The 21,175-nt window shown below is 67.4% G+C and carries 18 protein-coding genes, 1 tRNA gene and 1 pseudogene; 7 read left to right on the forward strand and 13 right to left on the reverse strand.

Annotation, left to right across the window (positions count from 1 at the left end; genetic code table 11):
* The first annotated feature begins 5 nt into the window (after nt 1-5).
* Nucleotides 6-1,778 (forward strand): SDR family oxidoreductase, encoded by a 1,773-nt coding sequence (locus AC3EO7_RS08565; RefSeq protein ID WP_435590917.1) that lies wholly within the window; start codon nt 6-8, stop codon nt 1,776-1,778.
* Here AC3EO7_RS08565 and AC3EO7_RS08570 read toward each other — a convergent pair.
* The gene (locus AC3EO7_RS08570) at nt 1,771-2,298 is read right to left on the reverse strand and encodes a glycine-rich domain-containing protein (RefSeq protein WP_431963010.1); all 528 of its coding nucleotides are present in this window, start codon (nt 2,296-2,298) and stop codon (nt 1,771-1,773) included. The genes AC3EO7_RS08565 and AC3EO7_RS08570 overlap by 8 nt on opposite strands.
* 521 nt (nt 2,299-2,819) lie before the next feature.
* Here AC3EO7_RS08570 and AC3EO7_RS08575 point away from each other — a divergent pair.
* Complete coding sequence (locus tag AC3EO7_RS08575) at nt 2,820-3,815, forward strand: zinc-binding dehydrogenase (protein ID WP_435590918.1); 996 nt, start codon at nt 2,820-2,822, stop codon at nt 3,813-3,815.
* 208 nt (nt 3,816-4,023) lie between these two features.
* Here the strand turns inward: AC3EO7_RS08575 and AC3EO7_RS08580 are convergent, their stop codons facing one another.
* Nucleotides 4,024-4,455, reverse strand: a complete 432-nt coding sequence (locus tag AC3EO7_RS08580; protein ID WP_431963014.1) for a nitroreductase/quinone reductase family protein — start codon at nt 4,453-4,455, stop codon at nt 4,024-4,026.
* A 174-nt stretch (nt 4,456-4,629) separates the two neighbouring features.
* Between AC3EO7_RS08580 and AC3EO7_RS08585 the strand changes: the two genes are divergently transcribed.
* Together AC3EO7_RS08585 and AC3EO7_RS08590 are read left to right on the forward strand one after the other, a co-directional pair.
* Nucleotides 4,630-4,703: transfer RNA gene (locus AC3EO7_RS08585), tRNA-Ile, on the forward strand.
* Nucleotides 4,704-5,200: 497 nt separating this feature from the next.
* The gene (locus AC3EO7_RS08590; protein WP_435590919.1) at nt 5,201-9,508 is read left to right on the forward strand and encodes an nSTAND1 domain-containing NTPase; all 4,308 of its coding nucleotides are present in this window, start codon (nt 5,201-5,203) and stop codon (nt 9,506-9,508) included.
* Nucleotides 9,509-9,630: 122 nt separating this feature from the next.
* Here AC3EO7_RS08590 and AC3EO7_RS08595 read toward each other — a convergent pair whose 3' ends face one another.
* Nucleotides 9,631-10,002 (reverse strand): hypothetical protein, encoded by a 372-nt coding sequence (locus AC3EO7_RS08595; RefSeq protein WP_435590920.1) that lies wholly within the window; start codon nt 10,000-10,002, stop codon nt 9,631-9,633.
* 264 nt (nt 10,003-10,266) lie between these two features.
* On the opposite strand from AC3EO7_RS08595, the gene AC3EO7_RS08600 reads away from it, so the two are divergent.
* Complete coding sequence (locus tag AC3EO7_RS08600) at nt 10,267-11,148, forward strand: hypothetical protein (RefSeq protein ID WP_435590921.1); 882 nt, start codon at nt 10,267-10,269, stop codon at nt 11,146-11,148.
* 52 nt (nt 11,149-11,200) lie between these two features.
* Here the strand turns inward: AC3EO7_RS08600 and AC3EO7_RS08605 are convergent, their stop codons facing one another.
* The 5 genes from AC3EO7_RS08605 to AC3EO7_RS08625 form a co-directional block, all read right to left on the reverse strand.
* On the reverse strand, nt 11,201-11,881 hold the full coding sequence (locus AC3EO7_RS08605) for a class I SAM-dependent methyltransferase (protein ID WP_431963022.1): 681 nt from the start codon (nt 11,879-11,881) through the stop codon (nt 11,201-11,203).
* A 106-nt stretch (nt 11,882-11,987) separates the two neighbouring features.
* Entirely contained in the window at nt 11,988-12,356 is a 369-nt protein-coding gene (locus tag AC3EO7_RS08610; RefSeq protein WP_435590922.1) for a hypothetical protein, read from the reverse strand.
* Between the two features lie 230 nt (nt 12,357-12,586).
* The gene (locus AC3EO7_RS08615; protein WP_431963026.1) at nt 12,587-13,723 is read right to left on the reverse strand and encodes an SGNH/GDSL hydrolase family protein; all 1,137 of its coding nucleotides are present in this window, start codon (nt 13,721-13,723) and stop codon (nt 12,587-12,589) included.
* Between the two features lie 204 nt (nt 13,724-13,927).
* Nucleotides 13,928-15,055 carry a zinc-dependent alcohol dehydrogenase gene (locus AC3EO7_RS08620; RefSeq protein WP_435590923.1) on the reverse strand — a complete coding sequence of 376 codons (1,128 nt, stop codon included), beginning with the start codon at nt 15,053-15,055 and terminating at the stop codon, nt 13,928-13,930.
* Entirely contained in the window at nt 15,055-15,480 is a 426-nt protein-coding gene (locus AC3EO7_RS08625) for a tautomerase family protein (protein WP_431963030.1), read from the reverse strand. The genes AC3EO7_RS08620 and AC3EO7_RS08625 overlap by 1 nt, the downstream gene beginning before the upstream one ends.
* Nucleotides 15,481-15,559: 79 nt before the next feature.
* Between AC3EO7_RS08625 and AC3EO7_RS08630 the strand changes: the two genes are divergently transcribed.
* Nucleotides 15,560-16,144 (forward strand): TetR/AcrR family transcriptional regulator, encoded by a 585-nt coding sequence (locus tag AC3EO7_RS08630; protein WP_431963032.1) that lies wholly within the window; start codon nt 15,560-15,562, stop codon nt 16,142-16,144.
* Between the two features lie 33 nt (nt 16,145-16,177).
* On the opposite strand, the pseudogene AC3EO7_RS08635 reads toward AC3EO7_RS08630, so the two are convergent.
* The 4 genes and pseudogenes from AC3EO7_RS08635 to AC3EO7_RS08650 all read right to left on the reverse strand — a co-directional run bounded on the left by AC3EO7_RS08635 (nt 16,178) and on the right by AC3EO7_RS08650 (nt 19,717).
* Nucleotides 16,178-16,971: pseudogene (locus AC3EO7_RS08635) on the reverse strand (enoyl-CoA hydratase/isomerase family protein).
* Between the two features lie 54 nt (nt 16,972-17,025).
* On the reverse strand, nt 17,026-17,766 hold the full coding sequence (locus tag AC3EO7_RS08640; protein WP_435590926.1) for an SDR family NAD(P)-dependent oxidoreductase: 741 nt from the start codon (nt 17,764-17,766) through the stop codon (nt 17,026-17,028).
* A 414-nt stretch (nt 17,767-18,180) separates the two neighbouring features.
* Nucleotides 18,181-18,810 carry a TetR/AcrR family transcriptional regulator gene (locus tag AC3EO7_RS08645; RefSeq protein WP_431963038.1) on the reverse strand — a complete coding sequence of 210 codons (630 nt, stop codon included), beginning with the start codon at nt 18,808-18,810 and terminating at the stop codon, nt 18,181-18,183.
* 97 nt (nt 18,811-18,907) lie between these two features.
* The gene (locus tag AC3EO7_RS08650) at nt 18,908-19,717 is read right to left on the reverse strand and encodes an enoyl-CoA hydratase/isomerase family protein (RefSeq protein ID WP_431963040.1); all 810 of its coding nucleotides are present in this window, start codon (nt 19,715-19,717) and stop codon (nt 18,908-18,910) included.
* A gap of 163 nt (nt 19,718-19,880) precedes the next feature.
* Between AC3EO7_RS08650 and AC3EO7_RS08655 the strand changes: the two genes are divergently transcribed.
* On the forward strand, nt 19,881-20,684 hold the full coding sequence (locus AC3EO7_RS08655) for a thioesterase family protein (RefSeq protein ID WP_435590927.1): 804 nt from the start codon (nt 19,881-19,883) through the stop codon (nt 20,682-20,684).
* 79 nt (nt 20,685-20,763) lie between these two features.
* On the opposite strand, the gene AC3EO7_RS08660 is transcribed toward AC3EO7_RS08655, so the two are convergent.
* Entirely contained in the window at nt 20,764-21,042 is a 279-nt protein-coding gene (locus AC3EO7_RS08660; RefSeq protein WP_431963044.1) for a hypothetical protein, read from the reverse strand.
* Nucleotides 21,043-21,175: the final 133 nt, after the last annotated feature.

Below are 21,175 nucleotides of genomic sequence, written 5' to 3' on the forward strand. Positions count from 1 at the left end.
CGTCGATGACTACGGATATCGACTCGGAAGTGACCGAACGGATCGTGCGCAACGGTGAATTCGAGCTCGCCGTCTACGAATACGGCGATCCCGCGGCCCCGACCGTGGTGCTCGTGCACGGCTGGCCGGACACCCACCACCTCTGGAGCGCCGTGGTGCCGCTGCTGGCGCGGCGGTTCCACGTCGTCACCTACGACACCCGCGGGCACGGCCGGTCCACCCGTACCCGGCGGACCGCCGACTTCCGGCTGGACGCGCTCGCAGCCGACTTCTTCGCCGTCGCCGACGCGGTGAGCCCGGACGCGCCGGTGCACGTGCTCGCCCACGACTGGGGTTCGGTCCAGGTGTGGGAGGCGGTGTGCGAACCGCGCGCCACCGCCCGGATCGCGTCGTTCACCTCCGTGTCCGGCCCGAATCTCGACCACATCGGAAAGTGGGTGCGTGCCAGGCTCTCCCGGCCCACCCCGCGCAACGTGTGGCAGCCGTTCACCCAGCTGCTTTCCTCGGCGTACACGGCCTTCTTCATGACTCCGGGATTGCCGCGGGCCGCCTTCGGCGCATTCGGTACCGAAGAGCGTTGGCAGCGTGCGGTTTCCCTGATGAACGACACGCCCACGTCGACCGTCACCCTCGCCCCGACCTTCCGGCGCGACATCGTCGACGGTCTGCTCATCTATCGCGCGAATATCGTGCAGCGGATGCTCGCCCCGCGCGAGCGGCGCACCGAGGTGCCGGTTCAGCTGATCGTGGCGGGCCGCGATGTGGCGGTGCGCCCCGCGGGTTACGACGACGAACGCAAGTGGGTCTCGCGACTGTGGCGACGGGACGTGCCCGCCGGGCACTGGATGCCGTTCTCGCACCCCGAATTGCTGGCCACCGCCACCACCGAGCTGATCGACACCCTCGACGGCGGCGCGGCGCCGCGCGGTCTGCGCCGCGCCGAAACCGACCGGACCCGAAAAGAGTTCGATGACCAGCTGGTGGTGATCACCGGCGGCGGCAGCGGGATCGGCCGGGAGACGGCGCTGGCGTTCGCCCGGCTCGGCGCCGAGATCGTGCTGTCGGACATCAATCTGGACGCGGCGAAGCAGACCGCCGAGCTGATCGCCGCGGAAAACGTTGTGGCGCACGCCTATCGGCTCGACGTCTCCGACGAGGCCGCGGTGACCTCGCACGCGGCCGAGGTGATCGCCGCGCACGGCGTGCCCGACATCTTGATCAACAACGCGGGCATCGGCCAGGCGGGCGGGTTCTTCGACACGCCCTCGGCGGAGTTCGATCGTGTGCTGCGGATCAACCTCGGCGGCGTGGTGAACGGCTGTCGCGCCTTCGGCGCCGCCATGGCCGAGCGCGGCCTCGGCGGACACATCGTCAATCTGTCCAGCATGGCCGCCTACAGCCCGCAGCAGGGGTTCAGCGCGTACTCGACCAGCAAGTCGGCGGTGTTCATGTTCTCCGACTGCCTGCGCGCCGAGCTGGCGGGCCGCGGTATCTCGGTGCACACCATCTGCCCGGGCATCGTGCACACCAATATCGTTGCCACCACCACCTTTTCAGGCCTCAGCGCCGAGGAGGAGAAGCGCAAGCAGGCCAAGTACGACAACCTGTACCGGATGCGCCGCTACACGCCGGACAAGGTCGCCGATCAGATCGTGCGTGCCGTCCGGCGCGACCGCAGCATCGTGCCGGTCACCCTGGAGGCGCGGTTGCAGTACCAGTTCAACCGCTTCGCGCCCGCGGTGGTGCGGTTCCTCGCGGCGCGGGTGAAGCTCACCTAGGGTCCGTCGACGCCCGGTGCAGTTCGGCCTCGATCGCCGCGACGCGCCGGGCGTCGATGCCCCACGGGTGGGCGACCCCGACCTTGCTGTCGAGATCCCACAGCACGCAGGTCTCGTCCGGTCGCGCGACCATCGACCAGGCCACCACCGTGCGGCCCAGCTGTTCGGCCATCGAGCCGTGCGCCACGAGCTTGCGCGGCGGCGCGTCACCGTCCGGATAGTGGTGCAGGAAGCGGCCGTAAGCGGCCGTGCAGAACGCGGCGTAGCGCTCCGTGCACAGAATCAGGCCGTGCCAGGCCTCGTCCACCGCGTGCGAGGGCATGCCGATGACCTGGCCGTCGCGCATCGCCGCGCCGCAGCAGCGCAGCCACTGACGCAGACCGGTCTCCACCAGCTCGCGCGGCTGCCACGGGCACGTCTTGAAGACGGCCTCGGAGAGTTCCAGCTCGGCCACGGCCTGCTCGACGTCGCGCAGGTCGACCTGGCGGCGGAGGCGCTGTCGGGAACGGAAAAACTGCACGATTCACTGTACGGCCGCGCGCCGCTACCATTCCGTCATGACGGCTGCGCTCATTGTCCTGAGTCTCATCCTGACCCTGCTGATTGTGTGTGCCGTCGTGGTGTTCGTGGTGGCGCTGGTCAAGGCGGTCAGCACGCCCCCGCGGCAGCCGGGGTGGCCGCCGAACCGCAGCCAGGGGCCCTGGTTCGCGGGCGGCGCCGGGATGGGACACCGCAGGCACGGGAGCGGGTGCGGTGGCGGCGACTCGGGGAGTAGCTGTTCGGGCGGCAGCGGCGGCGACAGCGGGTGCGGCGGGGGCAGTTGCGGCGGGGGAAGCAGCAGCTGTGGTGGGGGAAGCAGCAGCTGCGGCGGAGGGAGTAGCAGCAGCTGCGGCGGTGGCAGCAGTTGCGGCGGTGGCTCCTGAACCACGCGTCATGCACTACCGGCCGCGCGAGTGATCTGACTCCCCGGCTCTTGACCTCGACTGGACTTCAGGTTTCATGCTTGGCGCTGTTCGACCAGATGTGATCAGGAGGTCAGTGATGCGAGCTGTGCAGGCAAGGGAATTCGGTGGACCGGAGGTACTCGCGGTGCGCGAAGTACCCGATCCCACCCCAGGTTCCGGGCAGGTGGTCGTCCGAGTCGCGGCGGCCGACGTGATGTTCCTCGACACCCGGCTGCGCTCGGGTTGGGGAAGCGAGTACTTCGAGATCGAAACCCCTTACGTGCCGGGCGGGGCGATCTCCGGCGTGGTCGTGGAGGTGGGCGCGGACGTCGATCCGTCGTGGCTCGGCAAGCGCGTCGCCACCAGCACCGCCGCGAGCGGAATCGGCGGCGGACAGCCCATCGGCGGCTATGCCGAGAAGGCGCTCGCCAAGGCGGAGACTCTCATCGAAGTGCCGGAAGGGCTTTCGCTGACGCAGGCCGTCGCGCTCACCCACGACGGCCGGACCGCGCTCGCCGTGTTCGACCGCGCCGCCATCCAGCCGGGGGAGTGGGTCCTCGTCACCGCGGCGGGCGGCGGCCTCGGCACGCTGCTCATCCAATTGGCCCGCGCCGCAGGCGCATACGTCGTCGCGGCGGCCTGCGGGCACGCCAAACTCGAGCTCGCCGAGCGGCTGGGCGCGCACGCCGCCGTCGACTATTCCGAACCGGACTGGACCGCCAAGGCGCGCGCCGCGACCGACGGAGCCGGGGTGAACATCGTGCTCGACGGCGCGGGCGGTGAGCTCGGCGCGGCGGCCGCCGAGACCATCGCCGATCACGGCCGATTCCTCGGATATGGCGCCGCGGCAGGCGATTTCGCCGCACTGGACCGCGACGCGCTGGCCGCGCGCGATATCGCCGTGCTCGGCCTGTTCGACCTCACCGGCGCCGACATCGACTGGAACGCGCTCTCGCGCCGCATCCAGGCGGCCGTCGTCGCCGGTGACATCGAGGTCGTGATCGGTCAGACCTTCTCCCTCGAAGACGCCGACAGCGCCCATGCCGCAATCGAATCCAGGAAATCTCTCGGACGAACGCTGCTCACATTGTGACTTGTCCGGCATTGTGTGCGATCGGTCTGAGACAGCGCTAATGTGCCTGCCGTGCAAACTCTGATCGTTATCGGTGTTGTCGCCGTCGTCCTCTTCCTCGTTTTCGCCGTTGTCCAATTCGCAAGTCGCCCACCGACAATGGAGAGCCGATGGGACGACCGCGTGCCGGTGGACAAGGGTCAGTGGGGAGACGGCGGCGACTGACGGTTCACTTGGTCTGCGTCAAAACCACCACTGCGATGGGCCGTTTGGTCATCTTTTGATAGGCGCTGTAGCGGCCCTTGTTCACTTTGTCGACGATCGCCCACCGTCGTGCGTAGTCCGCATCATCCGGATACGTCGCTTGTGCAACCACTTTCACCCGGCGCCGCCCGACTTGAATCTCACACTCGGGCGTCGCCTTCACATTCGCCAGCCACCCCGGCGGGCGCGGCGAGCCGCCGTTCGATGCGGTCACCAAGTACGCCTCGCCGTCCCGCCCGTAGGTCAACGCCGAGATCCGTTCCTGACCGGACTTCCGCCCCACCGTCCGCAACAGCAGGGTCGGATTGCCGAACAGCAGCTTGTGGCCGACCAGCCCACCGCTGTTCTCGTACACCCACTGATGAACCCGCAGCACATTCGCGAACACACTGGCCATATCTGACCCTCCAGTAAGTTTCGGTTTCGGCCCACACTAGTGGACGCCGGCAGCGGAACGCCGCACGAAACCCCGCGTGTGAGCGTCTACCTGCCCAGCCGCCGGGGAGTCAACTGGTGCCCGCCCCGCCACGCCCGGTAGCATCCCTGACAGTCGCGGTTCCACCGCGCATGCGGGGCGGTAGCTCAGTCGGTTAGAGCCGTGGACTCATAATCCATTGGTCGCGGGTTCGAGCCCCGCCCGCCCCACAAACCCCCGCTGACCAGCAGGTTTTTGTTTTTCACGAGAGTTTCGATCTAGAACAGCGCTCTTCCAAGCGGTAAGGGTATGCGCGGCGGCGTTCGCCGCCTACCCCCGACGACAAGGCGTGTGGCGATGCGCCTCGAGCTGCACGCCCAGGGACGCCGTATCGGGTCGACCGACGAAGTTGAGAGCAGCGGCCGGTCGCGGATGCGGTCAGGTCATCCTACGAGCAGTGCGCCTCAGCGCACGTTGCTGCTGGGCAGCGCCATATCTACCAGGTAGAAGTGCCAGCCCGGATGGCCGCTCGCAGAAACGAGTATGGGACTACTCGTTCATCGAGTGGTGTGTCGGCCCAAAATGGAAGTTACTGCCCGGCACCAGGTTCCTTCGTTCCGCAAGGAGGCGATATGGCCACACCGACGGTGTGTCGGAAGCCAGATGCGACCGCGGGGTTGGCGATAGTGGCTCGTGGGCTCATCGGGTCTGAACGTTGTGTGACCAGATGTCGCGCGTCTTTCTAAGTCATTCGAGCCGGGACAATCGCCATGCGATCGCGTTGAAGCGTTGGCTCGAGCAAGCCGAGCCGGGGTTGGCCGGCGAGATTTATCTCGATCTGGATCCCGAAACCGGTATCCGTACGGGGAGGCGCTGGACGGAAGCGCTGTGGCAGGTGAACGCGCGCTGCGAGGCGGTGATCTGCCTGGTGTCGAAAGGTTGGGTGGCGTCGAAGGAATGCCACGCCGAGTTCCGTCAGGCCGAAGGCATGGGCAAACCCGTCTTCTGCGCCCGACTCGAGGAACTCGACGAAAGGGATGTGACCCGCGCCTGGCAAAGCTGTGACCTCTTCGGGGCGGGTCCGTGGACAGAGATACCGGTCGACGAGGAACCGCCGGTGCGGTTGGCCAGTGACGGCCTGCGTCGGCTGCTGGCCGGGCTGAGAGATGTCGGAGTCGGTGCATTCAGCTTCGCCTGGCCGCCGCCGGGGGATGCGGACCGCTCACCGTACCGGGGTTGGCAGCCGCTGGAGTCAGTCGATGCGGCGGTCTATTTCGGACGTGACGCGCAGATCGCGCATGCTCTCGATGAACTTCGTGATATGCGCGGCGCCGGTCAGGAACAGATGTTTGTCATCCTGGGCCCGTCCGGGGTCGGGAAATCATCCTTTCTGCGGGCGGGACTGTTGCCCCGTATGCGACGCGACGACCGACGTTTCCTGACATTGGGCGTGGTGCGCCCGGAACGTCGCGCACTGACCGGCGACACCGGTCTGGCTCGCGCGATTCACCGCCTGCGAGTCGACGTCGGTCTGCAGGTGCCGAGCTTCGGCGACGTCAAGAACGCGATATCGGATTCGGAAAGGGTGCGGGGGTGGCTGGTCGAAGCCGTTGCGGCCGCGCACGACCGATTGCTCGAAATGCCGGCGTCGGAACGGTCCCCGACACTCGTACTCCCGGTCGACCAGGCCGAGGAGTTGTTCGGAGTCGACGCGGGAGAAGAGGGGCCGACGTTTCTGGCGCTGCTCGGCCGACTGCTGAGCGACTCCGATTTGGACATGATCGTGGTCGCCACGATTCGCTCGGATCAATACGAGCTGCTGCAGACCGCACCGCAGCTGTCGACCGTCCAGAGTCACCTGTTCGACCGGTTGAAAGCGATGCCGCAGGCTCAGTTCACCGAGATCATTTGTGGGCCCGCCCGGCGTGCTGCCGAGTCGGGATCCAGCTTCACGCTTTCCCCGGAGCTCGTCGACCGGCTAGCCCAGGAATCCTCCGGCGGCGCCGACACGTTGCCGCTGTTGGCGTTGATCCTGTCGCGGCTCTACGAGGACTACGCCGGCAGCGGTGATGCCGTCACCGTCGACCGCTACGAGGCGACCGGCGGCATGCGGCGAGTAGTGCAGAACGAAATCGACAACCTGCTGTCGGCGGATCCATCGGAGCGCCGCGAGCAGCTGGACCGGTTGCACGATGCCTTCGTTCCCTGGCTGGCGACGGTGAATTCGGACACCGATCAACCGATGCGCCGTATCGCGCGCTGGGCCGATCTACCGGAGGACAGTCATGCGCTGCTGAACGCTTTCGTCGGTCGGCGGCTCATGGTCAAGGGCGAGCGTGACGGCCAGGTCGTCGTCGAAGTGGCGTTGGAGAGTCTGCTGCATCAGTGGGAGGAGCTGGAGAACTGGTTACGGACCGAAGCGTCGGACCTCCGCGACGCCGACGCGGTCGAGCGGGCCGTCGTCGCGTGGGTGCGAAGCGGCCGCCACGACGACTGGCTGCTCGACGGCGCGCGCTTGGATGGGGCCGAAACGCTCAGTGCGCGTCCAGGATTCGGGGCGCGCCTCAACTCCGCCGGTGAGTTCCTGCTCAACTCGCGGCGGCGCGCGAATCGCAAGCTGGAAGACGCGAAGTCGGCGGCGGAAGCGCACGCGCGCTCGCTGCGGCGCCGCTCGCAAGTGCTGGCGGCGCTGCTGGCCGTGATCGTCCTCGTCGCGGTCGTTGCCGGCATCAGCTTCGAACAAGCGAGGGACGCCGAGCAGGGTGCCCGCCAGGAAGCCCAGCGGGCGATCGCGGCCAAGCTCGTCGTGGAGTCGCGGGCGATGCTCGATGGAACCCGGCTCGGCGGCGATCGGCGCGCGATCCAGCAGATGCTCGCCGCCGAGGCGCTGACTCCCCGATCAGACCCGGATGCCCTGCTGAACACGCTGATCGATGCCCGACGTTTGGAGAAGATCATTGCGACACCGTCGGACGTCACCAGTATCGCGATCAGTCCCGATGGCCGACAAATCCTTTCGGCCGGGGATGACGGCCTCATCCGCAGGTGGGACCTCGAATCCGGCAAGCCGGTCGGAGATCCGCCGGCCGGGCACACGGGGAAGGTTTGGGCCGCCCAGTACAGCAGGGACGGGCGCTGGATCGTTTCGGCCGGGGAGGACAAGACCGTGCGCATTTGGGACGCGAATACCGGTGCAGCCGTGCACGTGCTAACCGGTCGACTCGACGACGCCTTGAGTGTGGCCTTCAGCCGCGATGGTGCCCTGCTCGCCACGGGGAACCGTGATGGCACAGCCCGGCTGTGGAACGTGGCGACCGGCGAGCGGATGGGCGAGCCGATCCGCGGACACGACGGCTGGGTATCTGCGGTCGCCTTCAGCCCGGACGGATCCCAGCTGGCCACGGGCGGGGCAGACGGTGTGGTCCGACTGTGGCATGTCGACAGCCACCAGTCGGCGGACCCGCCGCTGCCTTCGCACAAGGGCCCGGCCGTCTTTGTGGACTTCAGCCCCGACGGCCGGCGCGTCGCCTCGATGAGCTCTTTGGTCGCGAGCAACCCGGCGGATTCGGAGCCCTCAGCCAAGGGCACCGGCACACCTGTGGACGCGTCGCAGCTGCGCATCACCGACGCGGCCACGGGCAGGCCGGTCGTCGACGGGCTGACCGAATTCGGCTATGCGGGACGCGACTTGGCGTTCAGCCCCGACGGGCGACGCGTCGCCATCGGGACCTCCGATGGCAAAATCGTCGTGCGCGACGCCGACACCGGGGCGGCGGTCGGGCCACCATTGAGCGGTGACACCGACGCCGTGAAGGTGGTCTACAGCGGCGATGGCACGCGGATCATCAGCGGCGGCGGCAATGCGATCCACGTGTGGGCAGCCGAGCCCGATCAACCCATCGGAAAGCGATTGCCAGGCCTCGCCTTTGTCCGGTCCGTGCCCGCGGTGGTCAGTCCCGACGGGCGCATCGCCGCGACACGTGACGCGGACAACGAATCCGACATCGCGTTGTGGCGGATTGACACCCGCGCGCTCATCCGAACGATTTCGACCGGCCACGTCGGACCTGTCTCCGCCCTGGCATGGAGACCGGATGGGCGGGCGATCGCGTCCGCCGACGGTAAGGTCAATACGGTCCGGATCTGGGATGCGCAGACCGGTGAGCCATATGGCCCGCCCCTCACCGGCCCCACCGACACCATCCCAGGTCTGTTCTTCAGCCCGGACGGGCAGCACATCGCTTCCATTGGCTTCGATCCCTGGCTCTGGGATGTCGCAACGAGCTCACCACACGGCAAAGCGCTGCACGGCGAAGAAGACTTCGTGGCCGCCGTGGGATTCAGCGCCGACGAGCACCGGCTGATCACCGTGGCGCCAGTGCATACCGCCTCCGGCGACGACAGCACGATAATGGAGACAGGCAATATCTTCGCCAGCTCATACGAATTGACATCGTCCGCTGTCCGGGTATGGGACACCGACACCGGCGCGCCTGCCGGCCCACCCGTTACCGGACGCGGCGGCCGCTTGGTGGACCTAATGGAAGGCGAAGACGAACTGCCGATCTCCGCCGCCGCGATCAGCTCGGACGGCCAACGCATCCTGGTCCGTACGACTGGAGAGCTGCGCCTGCACGATGTGGCCACCGGGCGGCCGGTCGGCGAACCGTGGATCGACATCGCAGGCAGTGGAAATGAAAGTCGCGTCGCGTTCAGCCCCGACGGCACCTACGTCGTTTCGGCAGGCAGGCGTACATCAGCAATACAGCTGCGCGAAGCCAAGACCGGCCGGCCCGTCGGCAGCCCAATGTTCGGCCACACGGGTCTGGTAACCAGTTTGGAGTTCACCGCTGACGGCAACCATATCGTGTCCCGCGGAGACGACGGGTGGAGGCTTTGGCCCGGCCCAAGCAGATGGCGCGACGAACTGTGCAACAGGCTCACCACCAACATGAGCCGAGCCGAATGGGACGAGTGGGTATCGCCGACAATCGAATACAAGGCCGCCTGCCCCTCGCTGGACGTGCCCGCGTGATCCGTTGACATTGCGCGGCCAGCGTCCGGCCGAAAACGGGTGTGGTGATTTCAGGCAATTACCGGCGGCATCGGTGCGGCAGGCCACCGAATTACCGGCACTTTCAACCCGCTACGGCGAGATCAGTAATGCGGCGGGTATTGCGGCTGACCGTGGGGCGGGCCGGGGTACACCGGCGGTGGACCCGGTTGACCGTACGGGGGTTGGCCATATGGAGCGGGCGGACCGTACGGCCTGAGACGTCCAGGTGCTGTCGCCAGCCAGCGGGTGGTGGAACTGGCCATCGTGAGTCCGAGGACGAGGGCCGCCACCCCCAGACCGATGAAACTGCCGATCGCGGCCGCGGGCACTTGGGAATCGAGACTGGCAATGCCGGAGTACAGGCTGCTGACGCCGCCGATGCAGGCCAGCAAGATGAGCATGATGCGGCCCGCGGATTTGCGAGACATCAGTAGCAAGCCGCCGATCGACCACAGCACACCGATGCGGCCCATATGGATAGCTCATATGTCGACTCCCCTCTCGCCGTTCCTGTGGGAACCCTACCGGCCACGTCCGTGACTACGTCATCACGACCACCGTCGCGGGACCGTCGGGTGGCGGCGGTGGACCGGTCGAACCAGGCAACGCTGCCAGGAGGTTTGCGGCAGGGGGCAATTCGAATTCGGAAACGTGCTCGAACGGCGCTCCGACTGGCAATGATGTACACCTGAGATCGTCACCACATCGATCGGGAACATCTGCACCGGGGAGACACAGTGATAATCGCAGCCGATGAGGTTGTCCTGAGCGACAATTGGTGGCGCGCCATCATCGCCGTGGTGGCTGTGATCGTCGGATTCGTACTCAAGGAAGTCGCGGATCAGCTTCGCGATCGCAAGAAGGTCAAGCGCCTGACCTACAGCATGAACGTCGGTTCGACGATGGCCGACGTCCCGCAGAAGCTGGCGCAGAAGGTATCCGTACAGTTCGGCGGCTTGCCGGTGGAAGGCCAGGTCTACGAGGTCACGTGCCGGGTCGAGAACACCGGCCATCTGGTCGTGAAAGACGAGTACCTGAGGTTCAGCTATCCCGCGCGCTGCCAGATTCTGGAGGCTTACGTACTCGGTGATCCGCCGCTGGAGTACGGGATCGAAGAGGCGCCGCTCGCCGGTCAGACGGTCGGTGATCAGCGTTGGGTTGTGGCGCATCTGGAGCGTCGCCAGTCGGTGAGCTTCGGTTTCCTCGTCGCGGGTCCGACGGCGTCGGCGCCGCAGCTCTTCGGCCACAACGACGAGGGCGATGTCGAACTGAATCCGAAGGGTAGGACCGCTGATCGCGAAGACGTATCCCACGTTCGCCCATTGCTGACGTATGTCCTGCTCAGTGTTCTGGTGCCCACCTTGCCCTTCTACGAGCTGGGTGAATCCATCAGCGCCCTGGTGCGGTTGGTGCTTCTGCTTCTGACCATCCCGCACCTGTACCCGGTCGGGCGCGTGCTGGCAGCCTTCCTCACCCGGGCCGACGAGGCGCCGAACACTACCGCCGACGTCCTGATCAATCAGGCGAGCGTCGGCGGCAATATCACCATCGCGAGCCGGGGGAGCGACCTGGCGTTCGGCGCGTCGCCGACCCGGCCGGACGAGCATCCTGTGGTGTAAGACGTCCGGTCGGGCGCATCGGTGATCGAGCTGGCCTCGGTGGCGAAAAGGCTCAGCGTCGGGTCTGAACCACGCTCCACAACCTCCGCGGCAAGGCTCCTTCTTCGAACTCATCGATCTGCCGCAGGTCCCAGCCTTCGGCGAGTTCGTCGACGAAAGCGCGTGAAAAGAAGTGCACCGCGAACCCGCCGTGTTCGAAGATGTCGTCACCGTGATCGATGCCGGCGCCGTAGTGCGGGTCGCCGGTGTGGCGCACCGTGTAGAAGAAGGTACCCCGCGGACGTAGCACACGGTGAATCTCGCGGACGAGGGCGACGATCTCCTCGCTCGACAGTGCCATGCACAGCAGCATGTGGGCGTACACCGCGTCGAACGACGCGTCGGGGAGTGGCAGTGGCGCACGGACGTCGATGATCCCGGTGGTCAGCCCCTCGACGGCTTCGCTGTCGGCGCGCTCGCGCAACTGGTGGAGTCCGACGTCGCTGAAATCGGTTGCGTGCACGCTGAATCCAACACGGGCGAAATGCAGGGCGTCCCGCCCGTGGCCTGCGCCCAGTTCGAGAATCGCGCGCACGTCGGCCGCGCCGAAGATCTGCGCGGCCTGTATCGCGGGTGCCGAGGGTTCGTCGCCGTACATTTCGGGGTTGGCTCGATAGGTCGACTGCCAGTGCTGACGCTGGATGTCGCCCAGGTCTGCGGGGTCGCCGCCGCTCACCGCATCCTCGTTCGTCACGTACACCATTATCGTCACGTGGTCCGGCCGAACCGTGGAGGCGGAACGGTGCGACTTTCGGCCGACAGCCGTTGCGGCGGTCGGCCGGAAGGGGCTCGCCCCGTGATCACTCCCGGCCCGCCAGTGGGGGCATGGTGTCCAGCCCCAGCTCCTCCCGCACAGCGGACAAGAACTTGTACTGCGTACTCCAGAGACGATTCAGCAATTCGGGCGGTACTTCGTCGGCTGCGCAGTCGGCCCGGGCCGCGGCGATCTGCCGGGCGATCGTGACCACCTCCAGGCAAGCGTTGGAGACCTCGACGGACGTGCAGACCAGTCTCGTCGCCATCCACGCTGAGTCGAGCCGGACCTTGTGGCGCAAGCCGCGTTCGTCGAAAAGCGGAGTCATCTCCCCTGGAATTCGTGGATGCGGAATCGCTACGACCTTCACGGTCTCGCTGAGGGCGTAGGCGACGAACTGGCGGTAGGCCACCACGAAGTCGTTGTAGGTCGTCAGCCGAATGTCGAGCCAGTGGCGCTCGTAATCCCGTCCCCACCATGTGCTTCTGGTTGCGCAGCGTCAGCCATCCACCGATCAGGACGCCTGCCAGGACACCGGCCGCGGAAATCGCATTGCCCAGGACATTCATGACTCCTCCCCCTCCGCGGGACGCCTGCGACGCCGGGATGCGCGGCGTCGCAGGCGATCCGGCTACGCGACGGCTCTCACCCGATCGTGCGGAACGGCCGAATATTCTGCCAGGAAGCAGGATTCAATCTGCCCAACGTGTACCCGTTCAGCACGACATCGACGATCCTGCGGGCGATGAGCTGATACACCGCCTCCGTGGGATGGGCGAGATCGCTGGTGGTGAGGGCGCGGCGGAGCTTCGGCACCAATATGTCTTGCCTGCCCTGGTAGACGACCGGCCCATGCTCCTGGGCGATCGGGGTCAGGTCGAAGTTCTCCGCGTGCTGGGAGACGAAATCCATCCAGTCGGACATGGGTACGAACGAGATGTTGGCCGGATTCGCACCGGGCCCTTCGTTCTCGCCGGGCGGCGGCCAGCGCGTGGCCAGATTGCGCAGGGCGGCATTGAATTCGGCGACATTGCGCACCACCTCGGCCGCCGCGTCCGCACCTTTGTCGGCGACCTTGTCCTGATAGCGCACGGAGACGAGCGGACTGGGTAGATCGATGAGGACGAAGTGCTCGTGGGCGGGATTGGTCGGAAACGAGCTGGGGATGCGGTTCACCAGACGACGAATCTCGTCCACCATCGGTTCGATTCCGGTCCCCGCCTTCGCCTTCTTCGGGTTCTCGGGGCAGGGGCGTTCGGCGGTGATGAGGTCGTTGAGGCCGATCCAGAGGATGTGCAGGGTGTGGCCGGTGTACTGATCGTGCGCCGTGCCGTCCAGCACCGCCTGGGTGTCGCCTGCCAACAGTGCGCGGCGCGCCTTGATGTACGCGTCCACTTGCGTTTTCAGGTAGCCGAGGCCGGCTGGGCTCCAGTCGGAGGCCGCGACGGCGCCGCCTTCGGCGTAGTTGGCGTACCGCACCGGCGTGAGGTTCCCCGCATTGCTGCCGAGGACGTTCGACTGCACGGCGGTCAGGGTGCGATGGACCTTGGTCAGCGATTCGGTCTCGTCCTTGTCCGCGCCGATGAGCGACGTTCCGCCCATCCATTCGACTAGAAAGTCGGTCCAGTTCCTGCCGTCGCTGTAGCGGCCGATCTCGTTGGTGCGCATCAGTCCTGCGGCGCGGGCGAACCGGCCGGCCGGCGCTGTCCGCTTGATGCCGATGTCGGACAGGCTGTCGCCGAGAACGATCAGATTCTGAATGGGGGTGGGGGCGGGATGCATGAGAACTCCACGGCTGGTTTCGTACCGCCGGGTCCGCGCCGCAGCGCGCACGCGGAACCGACTTGATCATGAAAGGTGTAGTGGCACAATGTGTTCCGAGCATTCAGAGGATACGTCGTCGATGCCGCCAGCGGAGGGCGAATACGTGCGGGAGCATCCCGGCTCTCGGCGCGCACATCGCCGAGAGCCGGGAAGCCGAGAAGGTCAGGCGCCGAGCGGTGGCCTGTGCAGCACGAGTTTGGTGGTGTGCGCTCGATACGCCTCGGGCGCGTCTTCCCAGTCGGCGAGCAGGGTGGTGACCTCCTCGGCGGCGAAGTCCGTGCGGGCGACGAAGTCGAGCAGGTCGGGCAGGACCGGACGTACGTGCGAGATACCGATTCTGAGCGTCGCGTCGTTCGCGTACATGTGCATCAGCGGCACCTTCGTCCCGGGCGGCAGGTAGTAGCCGACCGGTGCGCAGATTCCGCCGGGCTGCAGGGCGCGTAGCGCGAGGTCGACACCGGCGCCGGTGGAGGTGCCTTCCACGACGATGTCGTAGCGGCGCGCGGGCAGGTCCGCTCGGCGGAGTTTGCCCTTGGCGACCGGATGTGCTCGGGCGCCGAGCTTTTCGGCGATCGACAGGCGCTCGGGGCGGTGGTCGACGTAGTCGACGACCTCAGCGCCGTGCGCGACGGCCAGTCCGGCGGCGTAGAGCCCGATGCTCTGCGCCGCGCCGCCGAGGATGAGCACCGAGCCTCCTTGCCGTGCGGCCAGTGCTGGGACGACGCAGCGCCACGCGTCGGCGAGATTGTCGCTGGCGGCGGCCACCCGCAGCGGATCGAGGCTGTCGGGCAGGCGCACGAGCATGTGGTCGGCGTAGGGGATGCGCAAGCGGTCGGCGACCATACCGCCCCACGGGCCGCTCGCCGGTCCGAATCCGAACGCGGCGAGGGTGCTGGTGCGGGTGGTGGCGCACTTGGCGGTGAGTCCGCGGCGGCATTCGAGGCAGTCGCCGCACGACACGGCCCACGGCACGACGACGAAATCGCCGCGTGTGAGGCCGGTGACGTCCGGGCCGACCTCGAGTACCTCGGCGATGCATTCGTGGCCGATGCCGAACGGTCCCTGGAACGGGACCGATCCGCAGATGGTCGCGACCACCGGGTCGACCATGCCGACGCGAATGCCGAGCTGCATGGCGCGGGAGACGTGCCGGTGGATGGGCATGGTGTCCCCGTCGCAGCGGCCCGCGACGAACGGGCGAACGATCGCGTCCCGCGGCCCTTGCAGCACTGGGTCGGGCCGTTCCCGCCATTCGAGGTGGTGAGCACGGATGAATTGCAGCTCCCGCATCAGCCGCGCTGCCCCTGCGCCATGGCCTTCAGTTCGGCGAAGCGCACGATGTTTCCCGCTGCGCCCCAGGTGCCTTCGGGCTGCTCGTGGATGAGCACCCACACCCGCAATGCCGCGCTCTGGTCGAGTCCGGCGGCGGCGAGCACCTCCGCGGTCACCTGCTCGATCAGGCCCTGTTTGCGGCGATCGGACAACGCGCCTTCGGGCACGGTGACGTCCACCCGGAAGCGCGGCAAGTCGTCCTCCGCGTTGACGAACGCGCCCTCGGGCGTCTCGTCGATCCGGCACCAGGCCTGCGCGCGGAAGAACGCCGTGTCGGGCGCGCCTTCCCAGTGCAGCAGCGTGGCGGCGAGGGTCTTCGGCAACCCGCTGCGGGCCTCGGCGGACAGGACGCCGCTGGGCAGGGTGAGCTGGATCATCGGCATGACAACACCTCCGTTATAACGACTGTTATAAGCGGGGACGGTACGCTATGACAGTCGTTATGGGCAAGAGAGGTGTGTGATGGCGCAGTCGGAGGCGCGGGATCGGATGGTGGCGGGTGCGGCCGACATGCTTCGGCGGCGTGGCCTGAACGCGACCAGCGTGCGGGAGCTCGCCAAGCACTCCGGCGCCCCGCTCGGCTCGACCTATCACTATTTCCCCGGCGGCAAGGCGCAGCTGGCCGCCGAGGCGGTCCGCTTCGCCGATGCCCTCACCGCGCGCAAACTGGCCAAGGAACTGCCCGCGGGGCCGGTCGCCGGCCTGCGGGCATTCGTGGACATGTGGCGAAAGGTTGTGCTGGACAGCGACTTCCGGGCCGGGTGCCCGGTCGTGGCGGTCTCGGTGGAGGACCAGCCCGACGAGGACGACGCACCCCGCCGCGCGGCCGCCGAGGCCTTCGATCGGTGGACCGGGTTGCTGTCGGATTCGCTGCGCGCGCACGGCGCGACCGAGAGCGCCGCCCAGCAGACCGCCACCCTGATCGTCGCCGCGCTGGAGGGAACCGTCGCGATGTGCCGGGCCCAGCGCAGCACCGACGCGCTCGATCAGACCGCGGACGCCCTCGAATCGGTCGTCCGCGCCGTCACAGATTCCGCCGGGGACTGAGCGGTCGCCGCTCGGGTCTGATTCAGTACCCGATCACCCGAACGACGGTGTGCGCTTGTCGAGGAAGGCTTGGATGCCCGCGAGGCCGTCGGGCCTGTCGATCACCTGTGCGATGGTGGCCGCCTCGTCGTCGAGCTGCGCCGGAAGGTCGCGACCGGCGGCCGCGGTGACGAGTCGTTTCGTCTCCGCGAAGGCGATGGGCGATCCCGACCGCAGGATGGCCACGACCTGTGCGGCGACGTCGGCGAGCTCGGCGGCCGGCACCGCGCGGCTGATCAATCCCCATGCCGCGGCTTCGGTTCCGGTGAGGGTGCGGTTGGTGAGCGCCAGGTCCAGCGCGCGGGCGGGGCCGAGGCGGTGGGCGAGCGCCCATGTCGAGCCGCAGTCCGGAGTGAGGCCGACGGCGGTGTAGGCCAGGCGCATGGCCGCGTCGTCGCCATCAGGACGATGTCGGCGGCGAGGGCGAGCCCGATGCCGCCGCCCGCCACGGTTCCGTGCACGACGCTGACAACCGGAATCGGGGCTCGGGTGAAAGTCAGGATCGCCTGGTGCAGTTCGGCGGCGACGGTGGCGACATGGGGTCCGCGGTCGGGGGCGGTGGCGAATTCCCGCAGGTCGCCGCCGACGCAGAAGGTCGGTCCCTCGGCGGCGATCACCGCGACGCGGACGGACCCGTCGACCGCGCCGTGCGTCACCCGATCGGCCGCCTCGCGGAGGCCCTTGGCCGCGGCCATGTCGAGGGCGTTGCCCGCGCCGCGGATCGGGGTGATTCGGGCGATCCGGGCGGTCACCGTCCAGCTCGCTCGGTCGTGCAGAATTTCGGACACCGGTGCTACCTCGCTTCTGATTCGTGTCGGTATGGGTAAGGGACGCGGGGGAATTCAGTCGGCCATGGTCAAGCCGCCGCTGACGCTGAGCACCTGGCCGGTGACGAACGCGGAGTAGTCGCTCGCGAAGAACAGCACCGCGTCGGCGATCTCCTCGGGCGTGGCGAGTCGGCGGAACGGTATCGCGCGGATCAGCCCGTCCCGGACCTTCTCGGGAAGAGTGGCGAACAGCGGCGTGTCGGTGGGGCCAGGGCAGACGCAGTTGACGTTGATCCGGTGCCGGGCCATTTCCCTGGCGAGCGATTTGGTGAATGCGATGAGGCCGCCCTTGGTGCCCGCGTACACGGTCTCACCGAGGCTGCCGACCCGTCCCGCGTCGCTGGCGATGTTGACGATCTTCGCCGTTCGTCGCCCGGCGAGGATCGTTTCCAGGAAGGCGTGCGTGAGCCGCACGGGTCCGAGGAAGTTCACGGCGACCAGCGATCTCCACAGGTCGTCGTCGTTGTCCATGAACGGCTCGACCCGGTCGAACCCGGCCGCGTTGACGAGCACGTCCGGAGCGCCGTGCGCGGCCACGATGTCGTCGCGCACGGCGCGAATGGCTTGCGGATCGGACAGATCGGCGCGGTGAGCGGTGGCACGGCCCGCGGTCGCTTCGGTCGTGGCGGCGAGTCTCGCGCTGTCGCGATCGACCGCCGCGACCACCGCGCCCGCTTCGGCCATGCGGAGGGCGATGGCGCGGCCGATGCCGGATGCCGCCCCGGTGACCACCGTGACCTTGTCGTTGAGATCCATGCTCTTCCTCTCGCCGGTCTCGTCTCGTTCGACACGGTACCGACCTAGCGATCTATTTTTCAACCCTTGGGTCGAGAAATGCCCCGATGGGTTGATTGAGCGTGGGGATCGAACGGCGGTTCGGCGTCAGGCGGTGACCAGAAGGGCGGGCTCGGCGCTTCCTGCGCGGGGCCTCTGTCGTCGCGCACGGTCATGGGAAGAGCGGCGGATGGCCGCGGAACGTGCACGGAGGCAAGCGTCGAGAAAGCGCGAGAAAGAGACCGTCGCGAAGGCGCGAGAAGGAGCGCGTCGCGAAGGCGTGAGAAGAGGGCGTTGCGAAAGCGCGAGAAGGAGGACGTCGCGAAGGCGTGAGAAGCTATTGCGCGCCGCCGCAGCGAAAGCCGCGAGCGCGCAGCGAAACGGCGCGGGAGCCGGTCAGGCTCGCGCGAACAGGCGGATGGCTTCGTCGACGACGGCGTCGCGAGTGCGGCCGTCGGGATCGGCGTCCGGGCGCAGCCAGATGGAGGCGTGGTTGAGGATGCCGTGCAGGCAGTGCAGCGCCACCGACGGGTCGGGGCAGTCGAATTCGCCGGAGTCGACGCCTTCGTCGACGACCCTGCGGAAGATCCGGTCGTGGCGGCGGCGCATCGTCTTGATCGCGTCGCCGTGCTCGGCGGGCCACGGTGCTGGGAAGGAGAAGAGCGCGCCGACCTCCGGATACAGCACGGTCAGCACATGCAGCTGCGCGGCTACGAGCGCGCGCAACTGCTCGGTCGGCGACTGCTCCGCGACGGTGTCGAGGACTTCGCCGAGCCGGGTCAGTACATCGGTGGTGAGCTTTTCCAGCGCCGCCGAGACGAGCGCGTCCTTGCTCGGGAAATAGTGGTAGAGAGTCGCTTTCGCGATGTCGGTGCGCTCGGCGACATCCTCGAAGCGCAATCCCTGATAGCCGTTGCTGGAGAGGATCTGGAGCGCCGCCGCGATCATCTCCGCCTTGCGGCGGTCGCGACGCCGTGCCGCGCGCCCGGTGGACGCGCCGGTGTCCTCTCCCACGGTCGATGTCACCGCCCGATCATATCCGGCCGGATCGTCGGTCGATCCACCGCCGAGTGGGGAAGCGAACCCTTGCGTTCATTCTTCGACCTGGCCGAATATTCGATAGTCAACTCGGCATCGCGGAGGGGAACTTCGGCGCGCGCTTCTGCCGCAGCGCGGCGACGCCCTCGACGACGTCCGGTCCGAGGAACGTCAGCATTTCGTAGGCGGCGGACTGATCGAAAATCGGTCCCGCGGTGCGCAACCAGTTGTTGAGACTGCGCTTGGTGAGCCGGATCGCCTGCTGTGATCCGGTCGCCAGGACGTCGGCGACCCGCAGCGCCTCGTCGAGGACTCGATCGCGCGGCACCGCCTTGGCGACCATTCCGAGGCGCTCGGCCTCGGCGCCGGTGAGCATCTCGCCGGTGAGCAGGTAGTAGCGAGCCTTCGCCATGCCCGCCAGCAGTGGCCAGATGATGGCGGCATGATCGCCCGCCGCGACGCCGAGCTGGACATGCCCGTCACCGATACGGGCGTCCTCGGCGGCGATGGCGACATCGGCGAGCAGCGCCGCGACCGTGCCCGCGCCGACCGCGACGCCGTTGATCGCCGACACGATCGGCTTGTCGCAGTTGACGATGTTGTAGACCAGGTCGCTCATCTCCCGCAGCATGTGCGAGACCCGGTCGTAGTCGCCCGCCATCCGTTCGACCATGCCCAGATCACCGCCCGCGCAGAAGGCCTTGCCCGCCCCGGTGACGACGGCGACGCGCACCTCGGGGTCGTCCGAGATGTCGTTCCACACCCGCGTGAGCTCGGTGTGCATCGTCTCGTCGGCGGCGTTGTATTTCTCCGGCCGATTCAGCGTGACCAGCAGGACCCCGTTCTCGCGCCGCGTGAACGTCAACTGCTCGTAGTCGTCGAATCTCGACACCATGGCTCCTCTCGTTCGGCAGCGGCCCGCCCGCGCGGGCCGGACACCGTGAAGTCAACCACAAAGATGGCCACTCGACTAGTAGAAATGAAATTCGACCCGTAGGTTGAATTCTGATATCCGGTTCCGTGAACCGAGGCCGCAGCACACAGAGAGGTGTTTTCCCTTGACCGGAACGGCCGAACCCGAGTCCTATTTCGAGCGGGTCGATGCCCACTCCTTCGTCCCCACGCGCCACGCGGGCGGCGCGTGGGCCGCCGACGAACAGCACTTCAGCCCGCTGGGCGGGCTCATCGTCCACGAAATCGAACGAACGCGGGCGCGCGAAGGCAGGCCCGATCTACTGATGGGCCGCATCGGCTTCGACGTCCTCGGCCGCATCGCATTCCAGCGGTTCGACATCCACGTCGAGACGATCCGGGCGGGCCGCACCATCGAACTCGTCGAGGCCACCGTCGTGATCGACGGTCGCGCCACCGTCGCGGCCCGCGCGTGGTTCATGACGACCCAGGACACCGGCATCGTCGCAGGCGGCGAACCAGAGGCGCTCGCCGCACCGGAGACGCTGTCGTCCTGGCCGTTGACCTCCGTGTGGCCCGGCGGCTACATCGCGTCACTGGACACCAGGCCGGTCGGCATCCCGCAGCCCGGCCGGACCACCGCGTGGTTGTCCTCGCCCCTCGATCTCGTTTCCGGCGAGCAGGCCAGCGCTCTCGCGTCCTTCGTGGCCCTGGTCGACACCGCCAACGGCATCGCGGTCAGGCAGGAGCCCGCCAAATGGATGTTCCCCAACCTCGATCTGACCATCCACCTGTACCGGCAGCCCGAGGGGCCGTGGACGGGACTCGACACCACCGTCACCTTCGGTCACGTGGGTCAAGGCCTGACCAGCACGGTGCTGCACGACGTCCGTGGTCCCGTCGGGCAGGCGCAACAGATCCTGACCGTCCGTCCGCAACCGGACGCATAAGCGAGTTCCCGCCGAGTGCGAACGGTCGAATGTCGATGCGTCTCCGCGAAACTCACACGGCGGACGCGCTCCGGACGAGTCAGTAGCGTCGGTCGACGGTTTCTTGGATCTCCCATTCGTCGGTGATCGCGAAAGCGTTCTCGGCGCGGCTTCGGGCGTCGGCGAGGAGAGCGTGGGAGTGCCTGCTGCGCTTGGTCAGCTCGTAGCGGCGAGCTCCGAGGCTCGTGGTGGTCTGGAGCTCGTAATCGAGATCGTCGACCAGGCGGTGTAGTTGCTCGATCCTTTCCAATGTCGGCTGGTCGTTCGTGTTCTCGAGCTCATCGATGGCGTCGCCGAACCGGTCTTCCAGACTGCGCATCGCGCGTCCTCCCCTGTATCAACCTGTGCCCCTTGCAATCTCAGAGTATGACGGAATCCGTTGTGGAGCTGAACATCGGACCGGTCCGCGGAGCCCCGCAGATCGAGTCGTGCGCAATGGGTCGACCGATAGC

It is taken from the genome of Nocardia sp. bgisy118 (genome assembly GCF_057708605.1).